Here is a 19547-nt window from a genome sequence, read left to right as displayed (position 1 = left end):
CACCACCCGCGCCGCGTTATGGCGCAGCGTGGCAAGCGGCGCGGGACGCGACGGGTCCCCGGGGGATGTCGCGTCGCGTAACGCAACCACCAGCAGCAGCGGCAGCATGGCGGTATGGGCCATCAGGTGCTCCAGCAGGCCCATGCTGGCCGGGTCTATCCACTGAATGTCGTCGATGGCCAATACCAGCGGGCGGCCCAAAGAGGCAAAGGCGCTGGCCAGACCATATATCATAGGGTTAAACCGCGCCTCTCCCGCCTCGGCGGAAAGCGCGTACAGCGGGCTTTTTTTACCCAATATCAATGCCAGTTCCGGTACCAGATTGATGGCCAGCCCCGCATCATCGCCAAGCGACGACGCGAGACGTGTTTTCAGCGCATCGATTTGCGCCGCCGGTTGCCCGAGCATATACAGGGTAAGCGATCTGAACGCCTCCGACAGCACGGCGAACGGCAGTACCTGTCGATACCGGCAGACCCGGGCGACGGCCAGGAGCGCGTCTTCTCCCCGCAGTCCCGCCAGGGCGCGGGCAATCAGCGATGATCTGCCGATCCCAGGAGGGCCGCCGACCACCACCAGCGCATGGGTTCCCTGGCTTTTCACCCGGGTAAACGCAGTGGAAAAAGCCTGGAGACCGCTGGGCGGCGTGAAGCGGCCATCGGACGGCCGCAACGACGGGGAAACATCCTGCAGCCCCGGCATAAAGTGCCGGATATGGCCGTACGCCGCCAGCGCAGAACGGCATCGCCTGAAATCCGCCATCAACCCTTCGATGGTCTGGTAGCGGCTTTGCGCAGATTTAGCCAGCAGTTTCATCACCACCTGCGATAACATTTCCGGCACAGACGGCCGCAGGGTATGGGGCGCCGCCGGCTCGCAGGCGATATGGTGATGTATCCATTCGGCTACCCCGCCGCCGCCGGGGAACACAAACGGCGGCCGGCCGGCCAGCCGTTCATAAAAAATCATCCCCAGGGAATACAGATCGCTGCGGGCGTCGACGCCGCATTGGGTCCGTCCCGTATGTTCGGGCGACATATAGGCCAGCATATCCTTGCTGACCGGCATGCCCGCCGGCGCCGCCGCCGCGCGCGTCGCCGGGCCGCCCATATCAAGGCGGCAAGCGCCATCGTCGGTCATCGACAGCGCGGCGGGCGTCAGCGCGCCATGGATTATCCCCTCGGCATGCAACAGCCGCAGCGCGGCGCAAATACTCAGGGCCTGGGAGAGAAAAGCGGCGATGGCGCCATTCGCCGGGGCGGATAAGGGATCGGGGGCAGTGTGCGTCTTGTCATCGGTTAAGCGCGATCGTGGCGCCGGCGGCATTGCATTGATCATGGACTTCCCCCGCGTTGGGCTAATACCCGCTGGATATGCTCCAACAGCATATCCACATCGATAGGTTTACGCATAAAAGAAACCGCGCCGGCGTTTAGCGCCCTTTGTGCCATGTCCTCGTCGCCATGGCCGGAAATCAGCATGACCGGCAGCCCCGGTCGGGATTGTCCCAGGCGGCTGATAAGTTCAAACCCGTTTATCCCTTTCAATTTGACATCCAGGATGACGAAATCGATGCTATCCCGCGCTTCATCATTCAGGAATTGCTCCGCCGATTCAAAAGATATCGTCGCATAACCGGCGGATTGCAATAAATTACTTAATCCGCTTCTTACGGAACGATCGTCGTCGATAATGGCTATAAGCAACGAGGGCGTCATGACGGTCGTCCCTAGGATGGCGGGGGCTTTCGGGTATCGGGCGGTGGCGCGCCGCTGATCTTGGGGACACACTCCGTGCGAAACCATGCCAGGGTCAGCGGCTCCCGCTTCAGCAGGCGCCGGCAGACCGGCACAATCTGCTCTCCTATCAGCATACCGAGCAGGCCCAGCAGGGCAATAACCGGCGGCGCGGGTGAACGTACCTGCAGCAATGAATAAATCACGCCGGCTAACACCCCGGCCAGCAGGGAAACAACGTAGGATTTCATAGACCTCCTCCCGGAGCGGATGACTCGCCGCGCAGGGATCGATTGGGCGTGAGAGCCGCGTCTTGCGCCGTTAAGGAGGCAACGGTCTTTTTTGCCGGGGCGGCGTTTGCCGCGTGGCGTGTCGTGGGTTGCGCCGCAAAGGCCTGGCTTATCACCAGCGCCGACAGCTGTTCGCCGATAAGCATCCCCAGCAGGCCGATGAGGGCGATGGCGGGCGGGGCGGGGGAGCGCACTTTCAACAGCGCATAGACCAGGCCGATCAGAACCCCGGCGCCCAGCGAAATACAATAAGCATTCATATTCACCCCTGCTTTAACGGGAAGCGGCCGGGCGCGCCATGGGGACACGCCGGCCGGGAGAGCGGTTATTTCGCGGGAACCGGCGCCAGGGTATGGTGATCGCCATGGCCCCTTTCCGGCGCCTTATGCACCATGGTATAGGCATAATCCACGCCCATGCCGTAGGCGCCGGAATGCTCCCGCACGATAGCCATCACGGCGTCGTAAGTTTCCTTGCGCGCCCAGTCCCGCTGCCACTCCAGCATCACCTGTTGCCAGGTCACCGGGATCACGCCGGCCTGGATCATGCGCTGCATGGCGTAATCATGGGCTTCCCTGGACGTGCCGCCCGACGCGTCGGCCACCATATAGATTTCATAATCGCCCTCCGCCATGGCGCACAGGGCAAAACTGTTGTTGCATACCTCGGTCCACAGTCCCGACACCACGACTTTTTTCTTGCCGGTGGCGGCCAGCGCATCGCGCACTTTCTGGTCGTCCCAGGAGTTCATCGACGAGCGTTCAAGGATGTCGTGGGTGGGAAATACATCCAGCAGTTCCGGATAGGTATGGCCGGAAAAACTCAGGGTTTCCACCGTAGTGATGATGGTGGGAATGCCGAACACCTTCGCCGCTTTCGCCAGCGCCACCGTATTGTTCTTTAACACCTGGCGATCTATCGACTGCACGCCGAACGCCATTTGCGGCTGCTGATCGATAAAAATCATTTGGCAGTTGGAGGGCGTCAGCACGTCAAGTTTTGAATCAATCATAATGGTATCCCGAGAGGGTGGAAGGAAAGGATCGCCCGCGCTTACGCGGCGCGCCGGTTGGGACGATGGAAGCCGGAAGTCAGCGGAACATCCATCTGCCGAGATGGTAGGCCGGGGAAATAAGCGAAACCATTATCTCTATGTATAACTAGACGGTGATCCGCGCCGGCGATAATAATCCAGCCATTGCCAACGCGACCACGCCTGACCACCCGGCGCGCGTTTCAGCCCGCAGCCTGGCGCTGCCCACAGTTCCGGAGGTTTTATGGTTTCGCCCGATAAAGCAGAGACAGCCGAATTAATCCTGGTGAACGGAAGGTTTCATACCCTGGACCGGCAAAATCCCCTTGCCGACGCGGTAGCCGTCGGCAAGGGGACATTCCTGGACGTCGGCGACGCCGCGTCGGCGATGCGTTACCGCGGTACGCAGACCAAGGTTATTGATCTGGGGGGGCGAACCGTCGTTCCCGGTCTGAACGACTCCCATCTTCACCTGATCCGCGGCGGGCTGAACTATAATCTCGAACTGCGCTGGGAAGGGGTGCCGTCATTGTCCGACGCCCTGGCGATGTTAAAGGCGCAGGCGGACCGCACGCCACATCCGCAGTGGGTCAGGGTCGTGGGCGGGTGGACCGAGTTCCAGTTTGCGGAGCGCCGGATGCCGACCCTGGACGAGCTTAATGCGGCGGCGCCGGATACGCCGGTCTTTGTACTGCATCTTTACGATCGCGCGCTGCTTAACCGCGCCGCGCTGCGGGTCGTCGGCTATACCAGGGAGACGCCCAATCCCCCGGGCGGCGAAATCCAGCGCGATGCGGCGGGTAATCCCACCGGTATGCTGATAGCCCGCCCGAACGCCATGATCCTGTATGCCACCCTGGCAAAAGGGCCGACGTTGCCGCTGGAGTACCAGGTGAATTCCACCCGGCAGTTTATGCGTGAGCTCAACCGGCTCGGCGTCACCAGCGCCATCGATGCCGGCGGCGGTTTCCAGAACTACCCCGAGGATTATGACGTGGTGGATCAACTGGCGCGGGAAGGCCAGCTGACGGTGCGCATCGCCTACAATTTGTTTACCCAGCGCAAAGGCGCGGAGCTGGAGGATTTTCAAAAATGGACCGCCATGGTCAAGCCCGGGCAGGGGGATGACTTTTACCGGCACAACGGCGCGGGCGAAATGCTGGTGTTCTCCGCCGCCGATTTCGAGGACTTCCTGGAGCCGAGGCCGGATTTGGCCGCCGGCATGGAGAACGAACTTGAGCAGGTAGTCCGGCATTTGGTCTCCAATCGCTGGCCCTTCCGTTTGCACGCCACTTATAACGAATCCATCAGCCGCATGCTGGACGTGTTTGAAAAGGTGAATCGCGAGATCCCCTTCGACGGCTTGCATTGGTTATTTGACCACTGCGAAACCATTACGCCGCCCAATATCGAGCGGGTGCGCGCCCTGGGCGGCGGTATTGCCATCCAGCACCGCATGGCTTTTCAGGGCGAATATTTTGTCGATCGCTACGGCGCGGCGGCGGCGAGCCATACGCCGCCCATCGCGCGCATGCTGGCGATGGGCGTGCCGGTGGGCGGCGGCACGGATGCCACCCGCGTGGCCAGCTATAACCCCTGGACCGCGCTCTACTGGCTGGTATCGGGCCGCACCGTCGGCGGTATGAAACTTTATGATAGTGCGGATCGTCTGCCCCGTGATATTGCCCTTGAGCTGTGGACCGCCGGCAGCGCCTGGTTCTCCGGCGAGCAGGATAAAAAAGGGCGGATCAAGGCCGGCCAGCTTGCCGATATGGCGGTATTGACCGCGGATTTTTTTGCCGTGCACGAGGATGAGATCAAATCCATCGCGTCGCTGATGACCCTCGTCGGCGGTAAAGTCGTGTATGCGGACGGCGAGTTTACCTCCCACGGCCCGGCGGCAATTCCGGTGCTGCCGGACTGGTCGCCCGTCGCCCTGGTGCCGGGACATTACCGCCAACTGACCGCCGCCCGCGCCCCGATGTTGCCCCATGCCTGCGCCGGTGCCTGCGGCGTCCACGGCCATGCCCATGACGCCGCGCGCGGTTCCTCGGTGCCGGTCGCCAATCACGCCGGTTTTTGGGGCGCGCTGGGCTGCAGCTGCTTTGCGTTTTGACCATGAAAACCACCGGGCGGTTTTACCTCACCCCGCAGGTCGACCTGGGCCTGCTGTTCCTGCGCCTGACCGGCTGTTTTATGCTGTTGTACGTACACGGCGCGCCTAAAGTGCTGCACTACGCCGATGAGCTCACCAGGATTGAGGATCCTTTTGGGCTGGGGGCGTCCTTGAGCCTGTGGGCCGCCATTTTCGCCGAAGTGGTCTGCCCGGTGTTTATCGCGTTGGGCGTGGCCGCCAGGGCGGCCTGTCTGCCCATCATCGCGGTATTGCTTATCGCCATGCTGGCGGTTCATCCGGACTGGTCGGTAGCGGAAGGACAATTCGGCTGGCTGCTGCTGATTATCTTTACCACCATCGGGTTATGCGGTCCCGGCCGCTGGAGCCTGCGGCCGGCGGCGCGGGGAGGTATCTTATGACGACATCGGACAAACAGGTTTTCAATCAGGATGCCGCCGGCGGGGACAGCGCGGCGGCCGCGCCGCCCTCCTCGTGGAGCCCGCTGCGCCAGCGCGTCTTCCGTATGTTGTGGATTGCCACGGTGGCCTCCAATATCGGTTCCTGGATGAGTGATGTGGGCACCAGCTGGATGATGCTCACCCTTAATTCCGACCCGCTGATGGTGGCTATGGTCCAGGCCGCCGGCAGCCTGCCCATGTTCCTGTTTGCGCTGCCCTCGGGGGTGATGGCCGACATCGTCGACAGACGCAAATACCTGCTGTTTTCGCAGGCCTGGGTACTGGCGGTGGCGGTGGCCATGGCGCTGCTGGCATTGTCAGGCCAGATGACGCCGCCCCTGCTGCTGGCCGCGGCGTTCCTGCTAAGCACCGGCGCCGCCATGAGCTCGCCGCCGTTCCAGGCCATCGTGCCGGATCTGATACCGCGCGCGGATCTGGCGCCCGCCATCGCCCTGAACTCGCTTGGCATCAATATCAGCCGCGCCATCGGCCCCGCCCTGGGCGGCCTGATTTTATCGTTTTCCGGTCCGGCGGTGGTCTTTATGCTGAATGCCCTGTCGGTGGTGGGCGTCATCGTCGTGCTGTACCGCTGGAAAACCGACACCGCCATCCAGCGCCTGCCGCCCGAACATTTTTTTTCCGCCATGCGCGTGGGGCTGCGTTATGTCCATGCGGCGCCGGTGTTGCGCACGGTACTGGTGCGGGCCATGGCGTTCTTCCTTTTCGGCAGCGCCGGCTGGGCATTATTGCCGCTGGTGGCGCAACGCGAATTGGGCCTGGGGCCAGGCGGATATGGCGTGCTGCTGGCGGCCATCGGCATCGGCGCGATTTGCGGCGCCATCCTGCTGCCGGGGCTGCGTAAAAAGCTGACGCCCGACAGCCTGACGGTACTGGCCAGCCTGCTGTTTGCGCTTACCATGCTGGCGCTCGCTTTTGTCCGCCATTTCTGGTGGCTTGCCGGCATCCAGTTTTTTACCGGTTTTGCCTGGATAACCGTGCTGTCGACCCTGAATGTCGGCGCGCAGCGCAGCGCGGCGCGCTGGGTAAAGGCGCGCGCCCTGGCCGTTTACCTGACGGTATTTTTCGGCTCCATGACCGCCGGCAGCGCTGTCTGGGGGAAGCTGGCGTCGCAGCTGACTATATCCACCTCCCTGGCCGTGGCCGCCATCGGCATGGTATTGGGCACCGCCACCGCCCTGCGCTGGCGGTTAAACCAAGATCCCGATTTAAACCTTGAACCCACGGATCACCCCCTGGCGCCGGAGTCCGCCATAGAGCATGACCGGGGCCCGGTGATGATAAGCGTCGAGTATCAGGTTGAATCCGGGGAAATACCCGCCTTTATGCGCGCGATCCAGGAAATGCGGCGCGTCCGCCGGCGCGGCGGCGCGCTGACCTGGGCGGTGTATGAGGACATCGAGTTTCCCGGCAAGTGTGTCGAGGTGTTTGTCGTCGGTTCCTGGCTTGAACATCTGCGACAGCATGAGCGTCACACGGTGAATGATAAACGCATCCAGGATCGGGTGCGCGCATTCCATCATGGCGAGCAGCCGCCGGTGGTGCGCCATCTGGTGGCGCCTGAATAGCGCATTACGGCAACAGATATGACGTCCTGAATCCGGGGATGTACACACCTTCAGTTTTCCCGCACACACCCTGTAAGGAGTATACCTATGACTACTTTTATGACCCGTGACGGCACAGAAATCTATTTCAAGGACTGGGGGCAGGGACAGCCGGTGATCTTTGTCCACGGCTGGCCGCTGGATGCCGATATGTGGGAATACCAGATGACGATCCTGGCGGCAAAAGGTTATCGCGCGATTGCCTACGATCGCCGTGGTTTCGGCCGTTCCAGCCAGCCCTGGGAGGGTTATGATTATGATACCTTCGCCGATGATCTGGAGGAACTGCTGCAAAAGCTGGAGATCCAGCACGCGGTGCTGGTGGGGTTTTCCATGGGTGGCGGCGAAGTCGCGCGCTACATTGCCCGCCACGGCACCCGGCGGTTGGCAAAGGCGGTGCTGATAAGCGCGGTAACCCCGTTGTTTATCAAAACCGCCGATCATCCCGAAGGCGTGGATAAATCGGTCTTCGATGGCATAAAAGCGGGCCTGGCCGCCGACCGGCCGCAGTTTTTAAGCGATTTCAGCACGGTGTTCTACGGTACCAATCGCCCCGATAGCAAGGTTTCGGCCGGCATCCTCACCCAAACGCTGAATATCGCCCTGCTGGCCTCCCTTAAAGGCACCCTGGACTGCGTCACCGCGTTCTCGGAAACGGATTTTCGCCAGGATATGCCGGCATTTTCATTGCCGACCCTGGTCATCCATGGCGATGACGATCAGGTGGTGCCTTTTGCGGCGACGGGTAAACTTGCGGCGGCGGCAATCCCGTCGGCCATCCTGAAAGTGTATCCCGGCGCCCCCCATGCCCTGTGTTTTACCCATAAAGACCGATTGAATCAGGATTTGTTGGCCTTTATACAGCAGGATTAAGCCATCCCGGCCCTGTGAATAGGCAGGCTGCGCCGCGTCCTGATAGGTTATGGATCAGGACGCTTCCAATAGGGCCAGATAATCGCCGATTTGCTTGCGCTGCTTGGTTTCGCGCAGTTGCAGGGCCATATTGATAATATCGAGCTGCCGGGCGTTGACGGCGATATCAGGGTGTAGCTTTCCTTTTGCCGCGAGCCATTCGGCCACGTCGGCCCAGCGCCATAACGGCGAGACGCCTTTGATCCTTTGCACCGGCGAGGGGAAATCGCCGCTGCCGCGGGTGCCGTCCTTGAGCATGGCAACCGCCTGCCGCGACATATCCGACAGCTCGGCGATATCGCTTAAACCAACCAGGTTGGCATCCACCGAGATGACCCTGGCGCCCAAATCCGCCGATTCGATATCACCGATGGCGCTTAACACCGCCTGGGCGAAAGACGCGCTGTCGCGATCGAATTCCAGGTACACGGATTTACCATAAAAACACACCAGGGCGTCATCGCAGCCGCTCTCGAACAGTCGGTCTTCCAGTCCTTTGGTCTCTGCGGTTACGCCGGAGAGGGTAAGCGCAAAATTGTACAATGCCATTGTCACCTCGATTAAAGGCGGAGATCCGCCTTTGCGTAATAAAGCATGTGGCCATGTTACCGGCAGTGATTGATCTTGCGGCGAAGCTGCCTGGCATGGTTTTCCGCGCTGCGGGGCGTAGACCAGACACGCATTTGATGTTCTTCATGGCCGGGCACGCCGCAGGTCAGGCGGCCAAACGCATGCCCTTTGCCATGGCGAAATCGCCAGCCTTTGGAGAGAGCATATTCAATCGCCGCCTGAATATGCTTGTTGGGATGATCCTTCATCTCCCTCCCTATTGCTTGGGTTAATGTATTAGAAGTGTTGACGCTTGTCAACGATGGATGGCAGTCTCCTGCCGGCTGAGAGTAACAAATCTTTCGCAAGAAGAGAGTATAACGGGTTATTTAACAGTGGATTAGCGAGCGGCGCCGCAAATCCCGGGATAATGGCGGGGCGGTGCGGCCGCCACCGCCCAGCGGTTTATCACAGTGGCGCCTATGGCCGCTGCGCGCTGATATGCGGCGCAAGCTGTGCCGCCAGCCAGTCCATAAACACCCGCGCGCGCTGGGGCAGATAACGGCGATCGGCATAGACCAGCGAAACGTCCATAGGCGGCGCGGGGCAGTCGGGCAGGATCGCCACCAGTCGTCCGGCGGCCAGATGCTCCTCCAGGCCGATGGCCGGCGCCTGGATAATACCCAGGCCGCCGAGACAGGCCGCGTTATAGGCATCGACATTGTTCACCGTGACCAGCGAGGGAAGCTCCTGGCTCAGGTACTTGCCCTGATGGCGGTAAACAAATCCCTCCGCGCGCGATCCCAGGCTGGAGACATAATGGATCAGCACATGGCCGGCCAGATCCGCCGGCGTCCTGGGTATGCCATAGGCCGCCAGGTAAGACGGACTGGCGCAGTTCACCATGGGCAGCCGGCCCAGCCGCCGGGCGACCAGGGAAGCCTCGGTCAGTTCGCCGATGCGCAGGACGCAGTCAAAACCTTCGCGCACGATATCCACCCGGCGATCGGTGCAGCTGATTTCAATGCGCAGGTTGGGATATTTTTGCATAAATTCGCCCAATTGCGGCAATACCAGGGCGCGGGCAATACCGGCGGGCATATCCACCCGCAATCGCCCGGCCAGCACCAGGCCGTCCTGACGGAATAATCCCTCAAGTTCATCCATGTTCGCCAGCATATCCTTGCCGCGCTCATACAGCGCCAGCCCGTCCTGGGTGGCCGTGACGCGGCGGGTCGTGCGATGCAGCAGCCTGGCGCCCACCAGGGCTTCCAGGGTCTGGACATGTTCCGATACCGTTGATTTAGGCAGGCCAAGGCTCTCGCCCGCCTGGGTAAAACTGGACAGTTCGCTGACGCGAATAAAACTGCGCAGCAGCTCAAGCTTGTTGACCATCGTATGTCCGGATTATTGTCCTGTCATACCGAACAGTATTTCCGCTTTTTGCGGGTTTATCTATACCCCGCCGGCTAATAAGCTGTAGACCGACAGATTTACCTACCCACAGGAGCACATCGAGATGAGTCACAAAATTGCTTTAATTACCGGCGCCAGCCGTGGACTGGGCAAAAACGCCGCTCTGCACCTGGCGGCAAAGGGCGTGGATATTATCGGCACCTATCATAGCCGGGCCGAGGAAGCGCAGGCGCTGGTGGCGGAGATTCAACGGGCCGGCAGCAAGGCGGTCATGCTGCAGCTGGACGTCGGCGACAGTAGCCGGTTCAGTGAATTCGCCGCCGAAGTCGGCCGCACCCTGGCCGGGGAGTTTCAATGCGATCGGTTTGATTATCTGGTCAACAATGCGGGCATTGGGCTGCATGCCGCTATCGCCGACACCACCGAACAGCAGTTTGATGAGCTGTTCAGGATTCATTTGAAAGGCCCGTTTTTCCTGACGCAAAAACTGCTGCCGCTGATAGCCGACGGCGGGCGCATCCTGAATATTTCCACCGGCCTGACGCGTTTCACCGCCTCGACGGCCGCCGCCGCGTACGCCACCATGAAAGGCGGCCTTGAGGTGTTGACCCGCTATCAGGCCAAAGAATTGGGCGGCAGGGGCATCAGCGTAAATGCCCTGGCTCCCGGGGCGATAGAAACGGACTTCGGCGGTGGGATAGTGCGCGATAACCAGCAGGTCAATCAGCTTATCGCCGCCAACACCGCCCTGGGCCGGGCGGGTCTGCCCGACGATATCGGCGGCGCGGTGGCCGCCCTGCTTGCCGATGGTACTCATTGGATGACCGGCCAGCGTATCGAAGCCTCCGGCGGCATGTTTATCTGACGCGCCGGGCCGCGCTGTCCGCCAGTTGCAGGGCGCAGGGCTGCCGGCGCAGTTCCGCCATGACCGGCGGCGGGAGTTTGTCGTCGGTGATGATGTCGGTTAAGTCCGCCAGGGGCATGGCGCAGAACAGCGAGTAAGCGCCGTATTTACTGCTGTCCGCCAGCAGGATACGCCGTCCGGCATGGGCGGCGAGATCCCGTTTGAGCGCCGCTTTATCCTCGGTCGGCGTGGTCACGCCCTTTTCCAGGCTCCAGGAGTTGCAACTGATAAAGGCCACGTCCGGATAGATTTTCTGCAGCAGCTGGCGGCCGTGGTCGCCGATGCAGGACTGGCTGCTGTCATCAATACGTCCGCCGGTAATCGTCACCTCGATTTGCTTGAATTCCGATAAGAACAGCGCGATATGCAAATCCGAGGTGATAACCCGCAACGGCAGATGGGTCAGATGGCGCGCCAGTTCCAGCATGGTGGTGCCCGCATCCAGCACGACGGCGTCGCCGGGCCGCACGCATTGCGCCGCCAGTTCGGCGATGGCCTGTTTCTCCAGCAGGTTGCGCTGCTGTTTTTCGTTGGTGGTCGGCTGCGCGGGGATAAAACGGTTGAGCGTGACGCCGCCGTGGGTACGGCTGATAACGCCCTGCTCATCAAGTTTGATTAAATCGCGGCGAATGGTCGCGGGGGAGGCGGTTATCGCCTCGACCAGTTGTTCCACGGTGACCAGATTATGGCTTTTAAGGTATTCCATAATCTGATCTAAACGACTTTGTCCCTTCATAGCGCCCGTTCAGTTAAGCCAATGGCACGGCTGATTTTATGGATATCGCCATGCTGTCAGAGTTGGCTTTAGCTGTCCAGCCAATATCAAACGCCGCGCTTTTGTCCCCGTCATCTAACCAGCAAGATAGCCGGTATGGCTTGCTGCCTTATGCCCGCGCCGGTCGGCGTGGTCAATATGGCCGCGCCTGATTGCCAATATTTTCAATTAATTCAGTTATATAGTGACAAAAAAATTCCTCAGGCCAAATGGCAGGCCACCTGCTGCCCGGAAGGTTTGGCGCGCAGGATGGGATGTTCCGCGCGGCAGCGGTCCGTGACATAGGGGCAGCGGGTATGGAAACGGCAGCCCGGGGGCGGCGACAGGGGGCTTGGCAACTCGCCGGCCAGGCTGACCGTGGCGACGCGGTTGGCCGGATCCATGCCGGGCGCCGCGCGCAGCAGCGCCTGGGTATAGGGATGCAGCGGCTGCCGGTACAGGACCTCCGTCGCGCCGGTTTCAATGACTTCACCCAGATACATCACCGCCACGCGATGGGAAATATGCCGTACCAGCCGCAGGTCATGGGCGACAAACAGCACCGTCAGCGCCAGCTTTTGCTGTAAATCCAGCAGCAGGTTCACCACTTGCGCCTGTACCGAGACATCCAGCGCCGACACCAGTTCGTCCGCCACCAGCACTTCCGGCGCCACCGCCAGCGCCCGGGCAATGCCGATGCGCTGGCGTTGGCCGCCGGAAAATTCATGGGGCAGCTTATCCACCGCGTCGGCGGGCAGGCGTACCAGTTCGAGCAGCGCCATGATGCGCGCCGGGATCGCGGCGCGCGGGCACATCCTGTGTACCGAGAGCGCCTCGCGCAATACCTGTCCCACCGTCATGCGCGGGTTAAGCGAACCATACGGGTCCTGGAAGATCATCTGCACCTGGCGGTTGAAATCGCGCCTTCCCTTGCCGCGCAGCGCGGCGATATCCTGGCCTTTAAAGCGGATACGGCCGTCATCGGCCGCCAGCAGGCCCACCAGCGCCCGCGCCAGCGTTGATTTGCCGCAACCCGATTCGCCCACCACCCCCAGGGTTTCACCCCGCTGTAATTCCAGCCTGACGCCGTTAAGCGCCTGGATAAACTGGGGCGGGTGCCCCTGCAACCGGTGCCAAAGCGATTGTTTTACCGCAAAACGCACCTGTGCGTCCTCGACGCAGATAATCGGTTGTTCGTCCGCCGGGGTTAATCCGTTCATCACAGGCTCCGCGTTTTGACCAGATGTTGATAATGGTGGCAGGCCACGCCCCGGTGGTCCGCCAGGGACAGCAGCGGCGGTACCTGCTGGCGGCACAGATCCGTGGCGTACGCGCAGCGCGGGTTAAAGCTGCAGCCCGGCGGCGGGTCCAACAGCGAGGGCGGCGTGCCCTCGATGGAGAGCAGCGGCGTGCGTTCCACGCCGACCCGCGGCACCGAGCCCATCAAACCCTGGGTATAGGGGTGGCGTGGCGTTGCAAATACCGCGCCCACCTCGCCCGATTCCACGATGCGGCCGGCGTACATCACCGCCACCCGATCGCACAGCTGCGCCACCACCCCCAGATCGTGGGTGACGAAAATAATGCCCATATGCAGCCTGTCCCGCAGGGACAGCAGCAGATTAAGGATTTGCTGCTGGATGGTGACGTCCAGCGCGGTGGTCGGCTCATCCGCCAGCAGCAGGCTGGGTTCTCCCGCCAGCGCGATGGCAATCATCACCCGCTGGCGCATGCCGCCGGAAAACTCGTGGGGGTAGTTTTCCAGCCGGCGCCGGGCATCGGGAATGCCGACCTGGTTAAGCAGTTCAACGGTGCGCGCCAGCCGCTGGCGACCGTTAAGCCGCGTATGGGCGCGCAGCGTCTCGTCAATTTGCCGGTGTACCGTTAACACCGGATTGAGGGCGATCATCGGTTCCTGGAAAATCATGGCGATATCGCCGCCGCGGATGCGTTGCAATTCTTGCGGCGCGGCGTCGATGAGTTCCCGTCCCCGCCAGGTCACCGAACCGCTAACCTGGGCCGATCCGGGCATAAGGCGCAGCAGGGAACGCAGCGTCACGCTTTTGCCGGAGCCGGATTCGCCCACCAGCCCGAGTATTTCGCCGGGCCGCAGTTCAAAACTGATATCCTGGATGGCCTTTATCATCCCGCGCGGGGTATGGATAACGGTGTTCAGGTTGCTGACCCGCAGGGTATCGTCACCCGGCGCGCCCGGCGCCTTGCCTGGTAATTCAGGGCCTGGCGCTGTTGTGGCATGCATTCTCGACCTCCCTCATCAGCGGTGTCCGGGCCGGAGCCGTTCGGCCAGCACATCGCCCAGCAGGCTGAATCCCAGTCCGGTAAGCACGATGGCCAGGCCGGGGAAAATAGTGATCCACCAGGCGGTATCCATAAAATTCTTGCCGGCGGCGATTAATACTCCCCACTCCGCGGTGGGCGGCTGCGCCCCCAGGCCGAGATAGCCCAGGCTGGAGCCGAGCAAAATAGCCAGCGCCATATCGGTCATCCAGTACACCAGGGTGGTGGTCATGACGTTGGGCAACAAATGTCGGAAAATAATGCGCGGCCGGCTATACCCCATCACCTGGCCGGCGGCAATATAGTCCAGGCGTTTCTGGATACTGACTTCACCGGCGATCAGCCGGGCATAGAACACCCAATAGATAATGCCGACCGCCACATACATGCTGCCCAGGCCCGGGCCGAGGATTGCTACGATGGCTATCACCAGCACCAGCAGCGGGAACGTGATCACCGCGTCCACCACCCGCTGGAACAGCGTTTCCGCCCAGCCGCCGTAAAAACCCACCAATAGCCCGACCAGCGTGCCGAAAACCATGGGGAACAGCGTGGTAAACAGGGCGATTTGCAAATCCACCCGATAGGCGTAGATAACACGTGAAAAAATATCGCGGCCAAAATTATCGGTGCCGAACAGGTGATGCGGGCCGGGCGGTTTCAGGATGGCGCGGTAATCGAACGCCAGCGGATCGTAGGGGGCGATCAGCTGCGGGAAAAAACCGGCGGCCAGGCTGAACAACAGGATGATGGCCGTGGTCAGCAGTGGCCAGGGGATATGCCGCCGCCAGGTACGGGCCGGCATTGATGGCGCCGGATGGACCGTCATCGCGCTCTCCTCGGGTCGATCATGACCTGGACGATATCGGTCACCAGGAAAATAAGCGACACCATTACCGACAGCACGATGACCAGTCCCTGGACCATGGGGTAGTCGCGGCTGAAGATGCTGTCGACCATCAGGCGGCAGATGCCGGGGACGGCAAATACCGTTTCGGTGATCACCGCGCTGCCGATAATGGTGCCGATATTAAGGGCAAACAGACTGACGGTGGGGATAAGCGAATTACGCATCACATGGCGCAGCATAATCACCCGGTTTTTCAGCCCCTTGGCGCGGGCAAAGGTAATGTATTCCGCGTCCAGCACCGCGATAATAGACGTGCGCAGGTTATTGATAAGCACTGCCGCCAGGCTCAGGGCCAGGGTCATCGACGGCAGGAACAGATGGTACAGCTTATCCGTGAAAGTGGCGCCGTAGCCGCCCACCGGAAACCAGTGCAGATGGGCGGAAAACACCGTCAGCAACACCAGGCCGATATAAAACGACGGCATGGACAGCGTCACCTGGAAAGAACCGCGGATAGTCATATCGGCGGCGCTATTACGCTTAAGCGCCGAGACAAAGGCCAGCGGAATCGCCATCAGCAGCGCGAACAGGCCGGCCATGGCGGTCAGCATCAGGCTGACCGGCAGGCGCTCGGCAATCACCCTGGTCACCGGGCTGTGCAGCACATAGGAGTCGCCCAGGTTGCCGGTCAGCACCTGGCGGGCAAAAAAGAAAAATTGCACCGGCAGCGGTTTGTCCAGTCCCAGCTGTGCGTTGATCCTCGCCACGTCGGCCTCGGTGCTGCGATCGCCAATCATGGCGCTGGCGGGATCGCCCGGCAGCAGCCGTACAATGGCGAAAGTCACCACCAGGATCACCAGCAACGTGGGGATAATCAGCAAAATACGTTTAACGATATAGGCAAACTCTGACACCCCTCTCTTCTCCTGTTCCAGGTTCCGGCCGTTAACCTGCGTCGACGTTATTTGCGCGTCAGGTAGGTTTCGGCAAACAGGTTATTGCCCAGCGGAATCTGCACAAAGCCGTGCACCGTCTTATTCAACGCCACCGGATAAGGGCTTTCATACAGCGGCACGATCGGCCCCTGGGCGTTAAAGATCGCCTGAATTTGTTGATAATCGGCCGCGCGTTTTTGCGGATCGATTTCCTGCTGGGATTGCTCAAACAGCTGGTCTACCCGATCGTTTTTCCAGCCCGAATGCACCGCCTGGATATTTTTCGAATAAGCGAAGTAAGAGGTGATTTCATTGGGATCGGCAATATCATCGGTCCAGGTGGATAAGCGCATGCCGAAATCGCCCTTGCGATAGCGGTCGGTTTCCGTGGCGTGGTCCACCTGGGTGATGGTGAGTTTAACGCCCACCTGCGCCCACATTTGCTGCAGGGCGGTGGCGATGCTGATTTCGTCCTCATTGCCGGCCAGCACCATGATATTGGCGCTGAAACCGCTGGCGAAACCGGCCTGATCCAGCAGCTGTTTGGCCTTGGCCGTATCCACCGGATAGAGCGGTTTGTCGCCTACGTGCCCCGGCGTGCCGCTGGAAATATAAGACGTCATCGGCGTGCCGATGCCATAGGTCACCAGTTGGATAATGCCTTGCTTATCGGTGGCGTAGTTCAGCGCCTGGCGCACCTTTTCATTGGCCAGCGGATTGGCCGCGCCCTGGTACTGCGGGCGCACGTTCAGGCTGACGTATTCCACCCGGGTGGAGGGAAACAGTTTCATATCAATGGCCGGATTGGCCTTCAATTCGTTGACGCGCGAATACGGGATAAACTCGGTGGCGTCCAGCTCGCCCGACTGTAACTTCAGGATGCGCGTGGCGTCGTCCGGGACGATCTCGAAGGTAATGCCGTCGAGATAGGGCAGCGGCTTGCCGTCGGCGCCGTTGCGCCAGTAATACGGGTTGCGCACCAGTGTCATGGTGGCGTTATGCTGCCAGGATTTCAGCACATAGGGGCCGGACCCCACCGGATGCTCGGCGAAAGCTTCCGCTTTTTGCTGGTCGGTGGCGCCCGGCGTCGCCTCGAACTGCTTTTTCGGCATGATGGAGGTATTAAACGCCGTCAGGGCGCTGAGGATGGCCGGGTCCGGGTGTTTCAGATGCAGGGTAATGGCGTTGGCGCCGTCAATGGAGACGCTGGCGATGGAATCGACCATAAATTGCCATACCCCGTTGCCGGGCTTGCTGGCGCGTTCCAGCGACCATTTAACATCTTCTGCGGTAATCGGCGATCCATCGGAGAACTTGATATTATCGCGCAGGGTCAGGCTGACGCTTTTGCCGTCGGCGGCGATATTCCATTTGTCCGCCAGGCCCGGTTCGATGCCTTTGCCGTCGGCGGTGGGAAACAGGAGCGTGTCATACAGATTCGACAGGATCCAGATATCGGTATTGTTTTCATTCAATACCGGTTCCAGGAACGAACTATCGCTATAGCGGCCATAGACCAGCGTGCCGCCGCGCTGCACGGTATCCGCCGCCCAGGCGTGGGCCAGTGGTAGCGCGCCCGCCGTCAGCAAGGCGATTAACGTTATCCGATGCATAACCTTCATTGTGCCCATCCCCTTATCGCTTGGAAAATGATCCCCGCCGGAAAATCCCGCGTCACTGTTCTAATGCAGTAGTACGATATTTGAAGCAATGATCGTTTAATGTCAATAAAAGGCAGTAAAAAAGGCATTATTTTGTCATAGGAAAATGCTATAGCCCGTTGAATAGGAAAATATGCCCGCTGTGCTTGCGTTAGCTAAGCTTATAACGATAGTGTATTAGTAAATTAGCACGCATTAATGGGCGGTTTGTGGACTTCCAACTTGATAGAACATTGTCGCTCCCGTTGGGGATGCAGTTGCGGGGGCTGGTGGAGTATGCCATCACCTTCGGCGCGCTGAAGCCGGGGGATAAATTGCCCTCGGTGCGCGACATGGCCGAGCGGGTCGGCGTGGCGCCGATGACCGTGGCGCAGGTTTATCGCGAGTTGAAACAGGCTGAACTGATCTACAGCAAGCCCGGCTCCGGTACCTTTATCGCCGACGCCGCCCAGGTCCTGCGCCACAGCGACAAGCGGTTGACCGATCTGCATCAGCACATCGACGCCCTGATCGATCGGGCGCAGGACCTGTCTTTATCGGCGGCCGACCTCGCCGCCCTGGTCACCAACCGGTTCCATCACCGCCAGCGGCGCGCCAGGACCAAAACGGTGCTGGTGGTGGGTAATTTTATCGAGTCCGCCCGCGATTATGCGCAGATTATCGCCGGCACCCTGGGCGACGGCGCGCAGCTGGACGCGACGACGCTGTCGATACTGACCGCCGATAACCGCGCGCGCGAGCAGGCGCACAGCGCCGATCTGATCCTGACCTTTGCCCACCGCCGGCGCGAGGTGATGAGCCTGCTGCCCGGTATGCGGGTTATTAATATCAGCTTTATCCCCTCCGAGCAGACCCGGCGGGCGCTGGCGTCGCTTGATCCCCTTGCCAGGGTGCTGGTGGTGTCGATCTTCCCGGAGTTTACCGCGCTGATGAAAACCGGGGTGCAGCGCTTCGCCCCGCATGTGCAGTCCATTACCGTGGTGCATCGGGACGACCCTGAACTGAACCGCTATCTGGCGCATGCCGATGTGCTGGTCTACGCCACCGGCGCCGAGGCGTTACAGGACGCCTTATCTCCTGGCCAACAGGCGTTTGAATACCGGCATATTCCTGACAGCGGCGATATCAGGCGTGTGGTGATGCCGCTGCTGACGCCGGATGTGCCCTCCGTGACCGGATTGAAGGAAATATCATGAAAATCAGTGAAATGAATTGGCAGCAGTTGGAAGAATACCTGGGCCGGGACGATCGGGTGGTGGTGCCGCTGGGCAGTACGGAGCAGCATGCGTTTCTCAGCCTGTCGGTGGATTCCATCCTGGCCGAAAAGGTCGCCGTCGAGGCGGCCGAGCCGCTGGGCATACCGGTATTCCCGGTAATGCCGTTCGGCATGACGCCGGCGTTCAGCGATTTTCCCGGCACCATCAGCCTGCGGGTCGGCACTTACCTCCGGCTGCTGTACGATATTCTCGATAATCTGAAACGGCAGGGCTTTAAGCGCGTTCTGCTGGTTAACGGCCACGGCGGTAATATGCCGGCGCAGCATATTATCAGCGAATGGATGGTGGCCAATCCCGAGGTGATGGTACAGCTGCATAACTGGTGGTGCGCGCCGCTCACCTGGGCAAAGGTACAGCAAACCGATCCGGTGGCCTCGCATGCCTCATGGATGGAAAATTTCCCCTGGACCCGGCTGGCGGGCGTCGCCCAGCCGGACCGGCAAAAACCGATGCTCGATCTGGTCGGCTTTCGCAAGCTCAATCCGGCCAAGGCCCGCGCGATGCTGGGCGACGGCAACTACGGCGGGTATTATCAGCGCGCCGACGAGGAGATGCTGGCCCTCTGGCAGGTGGGTGTCGAAGAAACCCGGCGCGTGATGGAACTGCTCTGATCGCCGCCCGGGCAAGGCACCGTGCGGGGAGCCGTTTATGCGGCGGGAGTACCCGCGGCGCGAGCGGCCGCCGGTGCGAGGCCTGGGGCGCGGAGAAATACGTCTTGCCCGGCGTCATGCCC

The 19547-nt window shown here is 60.9% G+C and carries 20 protein-coding genes and 1 pseudogene; 7 read left to right on the top strand and 14 right to left on the bottom strand.

Annotated elements, in window-relative coordinates:
• Positions 1 to 99: 99 nt before the first annotated feature.
• The 5 genes and pseudogenes from ACL2XM_RS20120 to ACL2XM_RS20100 form a co-directional block, all read right to left on the bottom strand.
• A pseudogene (locus tag ACL2XM_RS20120) lies at positions 100 to 1326 on the bottom strand (serine/threonine protein kinase); the annotation flags it as partial.
• 8 nt (positions 1327 to 1334) lie between these two features.
• Positions 1335 to 1718 (bottom strand): response regulator transcription factor, encoded by a 384-nt coding sequence (locus ACL2XM_RS20115; protein ID WP_413721863.1) that lies wholly within the window; start codon positions 1716 to 1718, stop codon positions 1335 to 1337.
• 11 nt (positions 1719 to 1729) lie between these two features.
• Complete coding sequence (locus tag ACL2XM_RS20110; protein WP_410012587.1) at positions 1730 to 1987, bottom strand: DUF1427 family protein; 258 nt, start codon at positions 1985 to 1987, stop codon at positions 1730 to 1732.
• Entirely contained in the window at positions 1984 to 2286 is a 303-nt protein-coding gene (locus ACL2XM_RS20105; RefSeq protein ID WP_413721864.1) for a DUF1427 family protein, read from the bottom strand. Before ACL2XM_RS20105 ends, ACL2XM_RS20110 begins: the two co-directional genes overlap by 4 nt.
• A 65-nt stretch (positions 2287 to 2351) precedes the next feature.
• A complete protein-coding gene (locus ACL2XM_RS20100) occupies positions 2352 to 3038 on the bottom strand; it encodes a hydrolase (RefSeq protein WP_410012585.1) in 687 nt (228 codons plus the stop codon).
• 265 nt (positions 3039 to 3303) lie between these two features.
• Between ACL2XM_RS20100 and ACL2XM_RS20095 the strand changes: the two genes are divergently transcribed.
• The 4 genes from ACL2XM_RS20095 (at position 3304) to ACL2XM_RS20080 (ending at position 8131) form a co-directional block, all read left to right on the top strand.
• On the top strand, positions 3304 to 5175 hold the full coding sequence (locus tag ACL2XM_RS20095; RefSeq protein ID WP_413721865.1) for an amidohydrolase: 1872 nt from the start codon (positions 3304 to 3306) through the stop codon (positions 5173 to 5175).
• Positions 5176 to 5177: 2 nt separating this feature from the next.
• A complete protein-coding gene (locus ACL2XM_RS20090; protein ID WP_410012583.1) occupies positions 5178 to 5594 on the top strand; it encodes a DoxX family protein in 417 nt (138 codons plus the stop codon).
• Positions 5591 to 7219, top strand: a complete 1629-nt coding sequence (locus ACL2XM_RS20085; RefSeq protein ID WP_413721866.1) for an MFS transporter — start codon at positions 5591 to 5593, stop codon at positions 7217 to 7219. The genes ACL2XM_RS20090 and ACL2XM_RS20085 overlap by 4 nt, the downstream gene beginning before the upstream one ends.
• Before the next feature lie 87 nt (positions 7220 to 7306).
• Positions 7307 to 8131 (top strand): alpha/beta fold hydrolase, encoded by an 825-nt coding sequence (locus tag ACL2XM_RS20080; RefSeq protein ID WP_413731506.1) that lies wholly within the window; start codon positions 7307 to 7309, stop codon positions 8129 to 8131.
• Positions 8132 to 8185: 54 nt separating this feature from the next.
• Here the strand turns inward: ACL2XM_RS20080 and ACL2XM_RS20075 are convergent, their stop codons facing one another.
• From ACL2XM_RS20075 to ACL2XM_RS20065, 3 genes are all read right to left on the bottom strand, one after another.
• Entirely contained in the window at positions 8186 to 8719 is a 534-nt protein-coding gene (locus ACL2XM_RS20075; protein WP_410012580.1) for a helix-turn-helix transcriptional regulator, read from the bottom strand.
• Between the two features lie 56 nt (positions 8720 to 8775).
• Positions 8776 to 8988, bottom strand: a complete 213-nt coding sequence (locus tag ACL2XM_RS20070; RefSeq protein WP_410012579.1) for a hypothetical protein — start codon at positions 8986 to 8988, stop codon at positions 8776 to 8778.
• A 211-nt stretch (positions 8989 to 9199) separates the two neighbouring features.
• Complete coding sequence (locus ACL2XM_RS20065) at positions 9200 to 10114, bottom strand: LysR family transcriptional regulator (RefSeq protein WP_410012578.1); 915 nt, start codon at positions 10112 to 10114, stop codon at positions 9200 to 9202.
• 124 nt (positions 10115 to 10238) lie between these two features.
• On the opposite strand from ACL2XM_RS20065, the gene ACL2XM_RS20060 reads away from it, so the two are divergent.
• Positions 10239 to 11000 (top strand): SDR family NAD(P)-dependent oxidoreductase, encoded by a 762-nt coding sequence (locus ACL2XM_RS20060; protein ID WP_413731504.1) that lies wholly within the window; start codon positions 10239 to 10241, stop codon positions 10998 to 11000.
• Here the strand turns inward: ACL2XM_RS20060 and ACL2XM_RS20055 are convergent.
• From ACL2XM_RS20055 to ACL2XM_RS20030, 6 genes are all read right to left on the bottom strand, one after another.
• On the bottom strand, positions 10993 to 11775 hold the full coding sequence (locus ACL2XM_RS20055) for a DeoR/GlpR family DNA-binding transcription regulator (RefSeq protein WP_410012576.1): 783 nt from the start codon (positions 11773 to 11775) through the stop codon (positions 10993 to 10995). The genes ACL2XM_RS20060 and ACL2XM_RS20055 overlap by 8 nt on opposite strands.
• A 239-nt stretch (positions 11776 to 12014) precedes the next feature.
• Positions 12015 to 13013, bottom strand: coding sequence for an ABC transporter ATP-binding protein (locus ACL2XM_RS20050; protein ID WP_413727357.1), 999 nt, complete (start codon positions 13011 to 13013; stop codon positions 12015 to 12017).
• Positions 13013 to 14053: an ABC transporter ATP-binding protein gene (locus tag ACL2XM_RS20045; protein WP_410012574.1), complete on the bottom strand. Its 1041-nt coding sequence runs from the start codon at positions 14051 to 14053 to the stop codon at positions 13013 to 13015. The genes ACL2XM_RS20050 and ACL2XM_RS20045 overlap by 1 nt, the downstream gene beginning before the upstream one ends.
• A 15-nt stretch (positions 14054 to 14068) precedes the next feature.
• Positions 14069 to 14920 (bottom strand): ABC transporter permease, encoded by an 852-nt coding sequence (locus ACL2XM_RS20040; protein WP_413721870.1) that lies wholly within the window; start codon positions 14918 to 14920, stop codon positions 14069 to 14071.
• The gene (locus tag ACL2XM_RS20035; RefSeq protein ID WP_410012572.1) at positions 14917 to 15855 is read right to left on the bottom strand and encodes an ABC transporter permease; all 939 of its coding nucleotides are present in this window, start codon (positions 15853 to 15855) and stop codon (positions 14917 to 14919) included. Before ACL2XM_RS20035 ends, ACL2XM_RS20040 begins: the two co-directional genes overlap by 4 nt.
• A gap of 47 nt (positions 15856 to 15902) precedes the next feature.
• The gene (locus tag ACL2XM_RS20030) at positions 15903 to 17498 is read right to left on the bottom strand and encodes an ABC transporter substrate-binding protein (RefSeq protein WP_413729069.1); all 1596 of its coding nucleotides are present in this window, start codon (positions 17496 to 17498) and stop codon (positions 15903 to 15905) included.
• A 248-nt stretch (positions 17499 to 17746) separates the two neighbouring features.
• Here ACL2XM_RS20030 and ACL2XM_RS20025 point away from each other — a divergent pair, with 248 nt between their 5' ends.
• Entirely contained in the window at positions 17747 to 18733 is a 987-nt protein-coding gene (locus tag ACL2XM_RS20025) for a GntR family transcriptional regulator (RefSeq protein ID WP_410012570.1), read from the top strand.
• On the top strand, positions 18730 to 19425 hold the full coding sequence (locus ACL2XM_RS20020; RefSeq protein WP_410012569.1) for a creatininase family protein: 696 nt from the start codon (positions 18730 to 18732) through the stop codon (positions 19423 to 19425). Before ACL2XM_RS20025 ends, ACL2XM_RS20020 begins: the two co-directional genes overlap by 4 nt.
• The last annotated feature ends 122 nt before the right edge of the window (positions 19426 to 19547 follow it).

It is taken from the genome of Sodalis sp. RH20 (assembly GCF_047324205.1).
GTDB lineage: Bacteria > Pseudomonadota > Gammaproteobacteria > Enterobacterales > Enterobacteriaceae > Acerihabitans.
This window is presented reverse-complemented; position numbering and strand designations above follow the sequence as displayed.